General features: G+C 26.9%; 9 protein-coding genes. 8 read left to right on the top strand and 1 reads right to left on the bottom strand.

Annotation, left to right across the window (positions count from 1 at the left end):
• Window positions 1-230: 230 nt before the first annotated feature.
• Window positions 231-632, top strand: coding sequence for a putative quinol monooxygenase (locus KJQ97_RS08265; RefSeq protein WP_214120536.1), 402 nt, complete (start codon window positions 231-233; stop codon window positions 630-632).
• Window positions 633-996: 364 nt separating this feature from the next.
• Here KJQ97_RS08265 and KJQ97_RS08270 read toward each other — a convergent pair whose 3' ends face one another.
• The gene (locus KJQ97_RS08270) at window positions 997-1665 is read right to left on the bottom strand and encodes an HAD family hydrolase (RefSeq protein ID WP_214120537.1); all 669 of its coding nucleotides are present in this window, start codon (window positions 1663-1665) and stop codon (window positions 997-999) included.
• A 111-nt stretch (window positions 1666-1776) separates the two neighbouring features.
• On the opposite strand from KJQ97_RS08270, the gene KJQ97_RS08275 reads away from it, so the two are divergent.
• From KJQ97_RS08275 to hemH, 7 genes are read left to right on the top strand one after another with little or no spacing between them, the layout of a single operon-like run.
• Window positions 1777-2175, top strand: coding sequence for a MarR family winged helix-turn-helix transcriptional regulator (locus KJQ97_RS08275; protein WP_214118266.1), 399 nt, complete (start codon window positions 1777-1779; stop codon window positions 2173-2175).
• 9 nt (window positions 2176-2184) lie between these two features.
• Complete coding sequence (locus tag KJQ97_RS08280) at window positions 2185-3435, top strand: MFS transporter (RefSeq protein ID WP_214118268.1); 1251 nt, start codon at window positions 2185-2187, stop codon at window positions 3433-3435.
• A gap of 8 nt (window positions 3436-3443) precedes the next feature.
• Complete coding sequence (gene fabG, locus KJQ97_RS08285; protein ID WP_214118270.1) at window positions 3444-4187, top strand: 3-oxoacyl-ACP reductase FabG; 744 nt, start codon at window positions 3444-3446, stop codon at window positions 4185-4187.
• A gap of 55 nt (window positions 4188-4242) precedes the next feature.
• On the top strand, window positions 4243-4476 hold the full coding sequence (gene acpP / locus KJQ97_RS08290; RefSeq protein ID WP_214118272.1) for an acyl carrier protein: 234 nt from the start codon (window positions 4243-4245) through the stop codon (window positions 4474-4476).
• Window positions 4477-4485: 9 nt separating this feature from the next.
• Complete coding sequence (locus KJQ97_RS08295) at window positions 4486-5739, top strand: beta-ketoacyl-ACP synthase II (RefSeq protein WP_214118274.1); 1254 nt, start codon at window positions 4486-4488, stop codon at window positions 5737-5739.
• Window positions 5740-5744: 5 nt separating this feature from the next.
• Window positions 5745-6680: an acetyl-CoA carboxylase carboxyltransferase subunit alpha gene (locus tag KJQ97_RS08300; RefSeq protein ID WP_214118277.1), complete on the top strand. Its 936-nt coding sequence runs from the start codon at window positions 5745-5747 to the stop codon at window positions 6678-6680.
• 42 nt (window positions 6681-6722) lie between these two features.
• Entirely contained in the window at window positions 6723-7652 is a 930-nt protein-coding gene (gene hemH / locus KJQ97_RS08305) for a ferrochelatase (protein ID WP_214120538.1), read from the top strand.
• The last annotated feature ends 241 nt before the right edge of the window (window positions 7653-7893 follow it).

Here is a 7893-nt window from a genome sequence, read left to right on the forward strand (position 1 = left end):
TTTATTATGGTGTGTTTTTAATTATTTTTAGTAGTTAGTGAAGGTTATTTTTAGAATGATATTTTAATTGCTTTTTAGTTTTTAATTTAAAGTATTGTTTATGTTGTTTAGAGTGGTTGGGGGGGGGTAATGGGTGTTTTTAGTATTTAATGGATTAGTGGTTTATGGTGGGGGAATAGTTTATGTATTTATAGTATATTGTTTGGTTTAAAAAATTGAAAGGTTGAAAAATGAAAAAAATATTAGCTTTAATTTTATCGCTATTTGGATTATCTTCTAATATTTATGCTGATGATAATATTAATAATAAAATGTTGGTTAGAATTTCTGTTGTTGAAGTTTATCCAGAGTATCTTGATGAATACCTTGTTATTGCAAAAGAAGTTGCTGAAGCTTCAATTGAAAAAGAAAAGGGTGTAATATCTATTTATCCAATGATGCTTGTAAAAAATAATAATATAATTAATATTTTAGAAATTTATAAAGACCAAGAATCTTATAATAAACATATTAATTCCGAACATTTTCAAAAATATAAAAAAGGCACATTGCATATGGTAAAATCTCTTGACTTACTTGATTCTTATCAATTAAGTGATAAAAATTTTAAAGCAATTTTTAAAAGACAATAATTTCTATATGCTTTTTAATTAAAATCATTAAATAGATTGTGTGTTTTATAGATAAGGAGTATAATAATTTATTTTAATATCAATTAATTTAATTAGTAATTATTATCTTAATTAATTATAGCAGTAATCTTTATAGTATTTTTAATGTATGTATTGATACTTAATTGCACTAAAATATATTATAAATATCAAAATATTATATTTTATATAGATATAATAGTTCCTATTAAAAAATAGGTTTAATTAAGTGGTAATAATGAATATTTTATATAGCTAAAATTAAAATAAATTTTTCAAATTCCATTCTAATTTATTGATATAAGTAAAACTAATTTTTTATTAAATTAGTTTTACTTTATAATATTTATTTTTTTAAAATATCTTGAACGCATTCAAGTGGGGTTGTAAATATTTTATCGCAACTTTGCTTGAGAGTATTCATATCTGTGTATTCAAATAAAGTTACATAAGCATTCACTCCGGCAGCTTTAGCAGCTTCTGTATCGTTTAAAGTATCTCCTATCATATAAATTTTACTAAAGTCAAATTCTTTTTTAAGTTCGTTAATTTCAAGCATTTCAGAGCCTTTTAAACGACTTAGTGCTTTATAAATTGGTTCTGGATTTGGTTTGCAGTATTTTACTTCATCACCACCCACAACTACGCTAAAATCATCTAAAATATCAAAATCTTTTAAAATTTCTTTAGCAAAATAAACAGATTTTGTAGTTACTAATCCTACTTTAGCATTTTTACTAGCAAGTTTTACTGCTTCTTTTGCCCCATTTAAAAGACTAGTTCCGTCTTTATAATATATTTTATAATTTTGTCTATATAATTTAACTATATCAGCAACTTGCTCTTTTGGCACTCCTATTGTTTCAAACATTCCTTCAGTAGACATTCCAATTAATGTTTTTATATATTCATCACTTAAATTAAAATTATAACTTTCTAAGGCTTTTCTAAGGCTAGTAATTATTGGCTGGGTAGAATCGATTAAAGTTCCATCTAAATCAAAAAATATAATCATTTGTATCCTTTTTTTATTTTAAGCTTAGCAAAATAAAGCTAATTTATTGACAATTTACAAATTTAATTATAAAATCTAATTTAATTGACTTTATCAACTATTAGGAATAACATGTTTTTTAAAAAAATTACCTATGCAAATAGAAAAATCATCAGTAAAGTAAATGAAATTTTAAAGCCATTTAATATTAATGCGACTGATTGGAGAGTATTTTATTATCTTAGCTCAACAAAAAGTGCTAGTTTAAGTGAGATTTGCGAGTTTTATCAGATGGATAAGGCTATTGCGTCTAGGATTTGTAAGAAACTAGAAAAAGCAAATTATTTAGAAATTTCAAGCTCAAATGATAAAAGAGAAAAAATCATTTCACTTAGTTTAAAAGGCAAGGAATTGTTTTTTGATGCAAATATTTTAATTTCTAATTACGAAAAGCAAATTTGTGATGATTTAGATTATGCTGAATTTGGATTGTTTATTAATATGCTTGATAAAATCAATAAAAAATTATAAGGAGTTTTTATGGGATTATCCAAAAAGTATAATATTTGGAATAAGAATTTTATTTGTGTTTTTATTATTAATTTTGTTATTTGTTTAGTGTTTTTTATCACTACGATTGCTTCTACAGATTTTGCAAAAACTATATTACAATCTAGCACAGCAATAGCAGGTCTTGCCAATGGTATTTTTGTAATTGGAGCACTATTATCAAGACTTTATTTTGGCTCAATTATTGATAATATAAACATAAAAAAAGTTATGATTATTAGTTTAGTTTTGTATTTTATACCTAATTTATATTACTTGTTTTTATCAACTAATTTTGAATTAATATTATCAAGATTGCTTGCTGGTATGTGTTATGGTGCATGCTCTTGTGCTTGTGGTGCTGCAGTAGCTAGACTAGTGCCTAGCAATAAAAGAGGAATTGGTATAGGATATTATGCGGTTAGTGTTGTATTAAGCTCTGCTATTGGACCATTTTTAGCAGTATATTTAGTGGGTAAAAATAATTTTAATTTATGTTTTATAATTTCTTTAATTAGTATATTAATAGCATTAATTTCAAGTGTAGTAATAAAAGTTAAAAGATTTAGAAAACATAAGATAAATCATGTTAAAAAATCTTTTTCAATTTTTAATTACATTGAAAAATCGGTTTTGGGTGTTGCTTATGTCGTATTTTGTATGGGTTTTGTTTATGGAGCAATTATTGCTTTTATAAGTTCTTATTCAAAAGAGCTTAATTTAATTGAAGCAGGTTCATTATTTTTTGTATTTTATGCTTGTATTAGTGTGTTTTCAAGACCAATTTCAGGTAAAGTATTTGATAAAATAGGTGCGGATTATGTAATAGTTCCTTCTATTTTGTTTTATGTAGCAAGTTTAATAATTTTAGCTTATACAAACAATTCTTTAATGATGTATTTATCGGCTATTTTTTGTGCTTTAGGATATGGAAACGCTACTTCAAGTCTTCAATCACTTGCTATAAAATTATCTCCTAAAGAGAAAATGGGCTTAGCAAATTCAACATTTTTTATAGCTTTAGATGTTGGAATGGGTATTAGTCCTTATTTATTAGGTTTGATTGAGCCTAGTTACGGGCATTCTAGGATTTATGAAATATGTGCGGGGATAATTTTGTTTTCTTTAATATTGTATTATGCCTTTGTTATGAGAAAATCAAAAGATTTTAAAAAAGATTTAAAAGATTATGAAGATAATTTTTTAGAAAAAAATCACTCGGATATTATCATTAAAGACTAGGAGAAAATATGAAATTTAGTGGAAAAAATGTATTAATTACAGGTGCATCTAAAGGCATTGGTGCTGAAATAGCTAGAGTTTTAGCGGGATTTGGTCTAAAAGTATGGATTAATTATCGTTCAAAACCTGAACTTGCAGAGAACTTAAAACAAGAAATTGAAAAAAATGGTGGTAAAGCAGCAATTATTTGTTTTGATGCAAGTTGTGAAAGTGATTTTACAAATGCTATTAAAACAATAATTGATTGTGATGGAGAATTAAGTTATTTAGTAAATAATGCAGGAATTACAAAAGACAAATTAGTTTTAAGAATGAGCGAAGCTGATTTTGATGATGTTATAAAGGCTAATTTAAATTCAACTTTTATAGGTTGTAAAGAAGCATTTAAAGTAATGAGTAAAAAGCGTTTTGGTAGTGTTGTAAATATTAGTTCAGTTGTTGGTGAGATGGGAAATGCAGGTCAAGTAAATTATTCTGCTAGTAAAGGTGGAGTTATTGCTATGACTAAGTCTTTTGCTAAAGAAGCAGCTAGTAGAGAAGTTCGTTATAACGCAATTACTCCAGGATTTATAGAAAGTGATATGACAGATGTATTAAGTGATGAAATTAAACAAACTTATTATAAAGCAATTCCACTTGCTAGATTTGGTAAACCTAGCGAAGTTGCAAATGCAGTTGCGTTTTTATTAAGTGATTATTCTAGTTATATTACAGGTGAGATTTTAAAAGTTAATGGCGGAATGTATGTGTAATTTATTTACACTTTTTTGTAAGAATACGAGTTTAATTTTATTTTAGGAGAAAAAAATGTCTATTTTTGAAGATGTTAAAAAAGTTATTGTAGAAGAATTAGGAGCTGATGAAGCTAGTATTACACCTGATGCTAAAATTATTGAAGATTTAGGTGCAGATTCACTTGATGTAGTTGAATTAATTATGGCTTTAGAAGAAAAATTTGATATTTCTATTCCTGATGAAGATGGTCAAAAAATCGCAACAGTTAATGATATAGTAAAATACATAGAAGCAAAAAAACAATAAGGATTTAAATTGAGAAGAGTAGTAGTAACTGGCATTGGAATGATAAATGCCCTTGGGCTTGATAAAGAAAGTTCGTTTAAGGCGATTTGTGATGGAAAAAGCGGTGTTGGAGAAATTACTCTTTTTGATACCAGTGATTTAAGTGTTAAAATTGCCGCAGAAGTTAAGGATTTCGATCCTTTAACAGTATTAAATGCAAAAGATGTTAAAAAAGCTGATAGATTTATTCAACTTGGATTACACGCTGCAAAAGAAGCTATAAGTGATGCTAATTTTAAAATGGTTGATGGCGTGATTAGTGAAGTTGATTTAGATGAATTTGGAGTAGTAAGTGCAGCAGGAATTGGTGGCTTACCTAATATTGAGAAAAATTCTAATGTATGTTTGCAAAAGGGCGCAAGCAGGATTTCGCCTTTTTTCATACCTTCAGCTCTAGTTAATATGCTAGGGGGAATGGCTTCAATTGATTATAAATTGAAAGGTCCAAATTTATCTTGTGTAACTGCTTGTGCAGCAGGAACTCACGCAATTGGCGAAGCTTATAAAACAATAGTTTGCAATCAAGCAAATAAAATGTTAGTAATTGGAGCTGAATCAGCTATTTGTGCAGTAGGTATAGGTGGATTTGCTTCAATGAAAGCTTTATCTACTAAAAATGATACTCCAGAAACAGCTAGTAGTCCATTTGATGCTAGTAGAGATGGCTTTGTTATGGGAGAAGGTGCAGCTGCTCTTGTTTTAGAAGATTATGAAGATGCTAAAAAAAGAGGTGCTAGAATATATGCTGAAGTTATAGGGTTTGGTGAAAGTGCAGATGCAAATCATATAACTTCTCCAGCTTTAGATGGTCCATTAAGAGCTATGAAAAAAGCTTTATGTATGGCAAAGGGATTTGATTGCTCTGCTAATAAAATTAAAATTGATTATATTAACGCACACGGAACATCAACTCCAGCTAATGATAAAAATGAAACAGCAGCAATGAAAGAATTGTTTAAAGATGATATGCCTTTAGTAAGTTCTACAAAAGGTCAAACAGGACATTGTTTAGGTGCTGCTGGTGCTATTGAAGCAGTAATTTGTCTAATGGCTATGAGAGATAGTATAGTTCCACCTACAATAAATTATAAAAACCCTGACCCTGATTGTGATTTAGATTATGTGCCTAATGTGGCTAGAAAGCATACAATTAAAACAGCTATGAGTAATTCGTTTGGTTTTGGTGGAACGAATGCTTCAGTGATTTTTAGAAAATTGGATTAATTAAGATGGCAGCTTATTTAGATTTTGAGAAAAATATTCAACAATTAGATGAAGATATTATTAATGCTAATATTAAAGGCGATATAGAAGCAGTTAAGATTTTAAAAAAGAATTTAGAAAAAGAATTAACAAAAACCTATAAAAACTTAAGTGATTTTCAAAAGCTACAGCTAGCAAGACATCCTGATAGACCATATTCTCTTGATTATGTGAGAATAATTTTAAAAAATGCCCATGAATTACATGGAGATAGAGCATTTAGAGATGACCCTGCTATAGTTTGTTTTGCTGGTTATATTGGTGAGCAAAAAGTAATGTTAATAGGCGAACAAAAAGGTCGTGGAACAAAATATAAATTACATAGAAATTTCGGTATGCCACATCCAGAGGGTTATCGTAAGGTTTTAAGATTTGCTAAAATGGCTGAAAAATTTAAAATACCTATTGTATTTTTAGTAGATACTCCAGGTGCTTATCCTGGAGTAGGAGCTGAAGAGCGTGGTCAAAGTGAGGCAATTGCTACAAATTTATATGAATTAAGTGCTTTAAAAACAATAATTATTTCTATAGTAATTGGAGAAGGCGGAAGTGGTGGAGCTTTAGCTTTAGGTGTAGCTGATAAATTAGCTATGCTTAAAAATTCAGTGTTTTCTGTAATATCTCCTGAAGGTTGTGCTGCTATATTATGGAATGACCCAAGTAAAAGTGAAGCTGCAACAAAGGCTATGAAAATAAGTGCTGATGATTTATATGAGCAAGGATTAATAGATGATATTATAGAAGAAGGCATTGCTCATAGAAACAAAGAGATTACTGCAAATAATATACAAAATTATGTTTTAGAAAAAATAGAAGAACTAAAACCATTAAATCTTGATGAATTGGTTGCAAAAAGAATGCAAAAAATTCTCAAATTAGGTTCTTTTAATGAAGACAAATAATATTTATCCAAGTACCTTACTTGGATAATTTTAGGTTTGTATATGAAATATGTTTTTTTACTCAATATGGGTGGTGTAAATCAAATTGATGAATGTGAAGTATTTTTAAAAAATATGTTTAATGACCCAAATATTTTGGGAATAAAATCAGATTTTTTAAGAAGTCTTGTAGCATTTATGATAAGAAAATTTCGTATTAAATCTATGAAAGAAAATTATAATAAAATAGGTGGTAAAAGTCCTTTAACTAAAATCCAAAAATCTCTTTGTGATAAATTAAATTCTTTGCAAAAAGATTTTCATTTTGATTTTATATCAACTTATGTTCCGCCTTTTGCGAAAGAAGTCTTAGCTAAATATGATTTTAAAGATAATGATGAAATAATACTATTTCCTTTATATCCACATCATTCTATAACCACTACTACATCATCTTTGCAAGATTTTTATAAAAATTTTGATAAAAAAATCAATATAAAAGAAATACCTTATTTTTACCAAGATGAGTTTTATAATAATATTATTTTAAATGAGATACAAAAATATAAAAATATTGATTGTTTGATAATATCAGCACATTCTTTACCGATAAAAACTATAGAAAAGGGTGATATTTACGAAGAGCATATAAAAGAACATTTTGCTATATTAAAGGATAAATTACAAAACGATTTTAAAGAAATTAAATTAGCTTATCAGTCAAAATTAGGACCTGTAAAATGGTTAGAACCTGCACTTAGTGATGAATTAGATAAATTAGGCAATAAAAGTGTTTTAATATATCCACTATCATTTTGTATTGATTGTTCTGAAACTATTTTAGAATTAGATATTGAATATAGACATCAGTATAAAGGTGATTATAATGTGTGTAAATGTCCAAATGATAGTGAAGATTTTGCTAAATATATCTTAAGCAAATTGGAATTTGCAAATACTAATTTAAATTATGAAAGTCAAAATAAAATTTAAGCTTAAAATGATTTTTTATAGCTAATATAAATAACTTATCAAAAGAATTTCAATAATTTTACTTATTTATAATTGGTATCTTATTTATTCTTTATAATTTATATTAAGTTTTGAAATTCTTATTTCAATTTTTAGATTTTATGGTATTTATAAATAGATTTATTTAGAGTATAAAATAGTTGTTTGGCTAAAATTAGATTTAAAAAAATAAACTTTTATTTTAAATTTCATAGTTTTTAAG

Origin of the sequence: Campylobacter sp. 2018MI01, from assembly GCF_018501205.1 — a bacterium.
Classification (GTDB): domain Bacteria; phylum Campylobacterota; class Campylobacteria; order Campylobacterales; family Campylobacteraceae; genus Campylobacter_E.

Bases quoted from the DNA above. Each gene is read 5' to 3' on its own strand.
- KJQ97_RS08265 (WP_214120536.1), top strand. From the start codon at position 231: ATGAAAAAAATATTAGCTTTAATTTTATCGCTATTTGGATTATCTTCT.
- KJQ97_RS08270 (WP_214120537.1), bottom strand. From the start codon at position 1,665: ATGATTATATTTTTTGATTTAGATGGAACTTTAATCGATTCTACCCAG.
- KJQ97_RS08275 (WP_214118266.1), top strand. From the start codon at position 1,777: ATGTTTTTTAAAAAAATTACCTATGCAAATAGAAAAATCATCAGTAAA.
- KJQ97_RS08280 (WP_214118268.1), top strand. From the start codon at position 2,185: ATGGGATTATCCAAAAAGTATAATATTTGGAATAAGAATTTTATTTGT.
- fabG (WP_214118270.1), top strand. From the start codon at position 3,444: ATGAAATTTAGTGGAAAAAATGTATTAATTACAGGTGCATCTAAAGGC.
- acpP (WP_214118272.1), top strand. From the start codon at position 4,243: ATGTCTATTTTTGAAGATGTTAAAAAAGTTATTGTAGAAGAATTAGGA.
- KJQ97_RS08300 (WP_214118277.1), top strand. From the start codon at position 5,745: ATGGCAGCTTATTTAGATTTTGAGAAAAATATTCAACAATTAGATGAA.
- hemH (WP_214120538.1), top strand. From the start codon at position 6,723: ATGAAATATGTTTTTTTACTCAATATGGGTGGTGTAAATCAAATTGAT.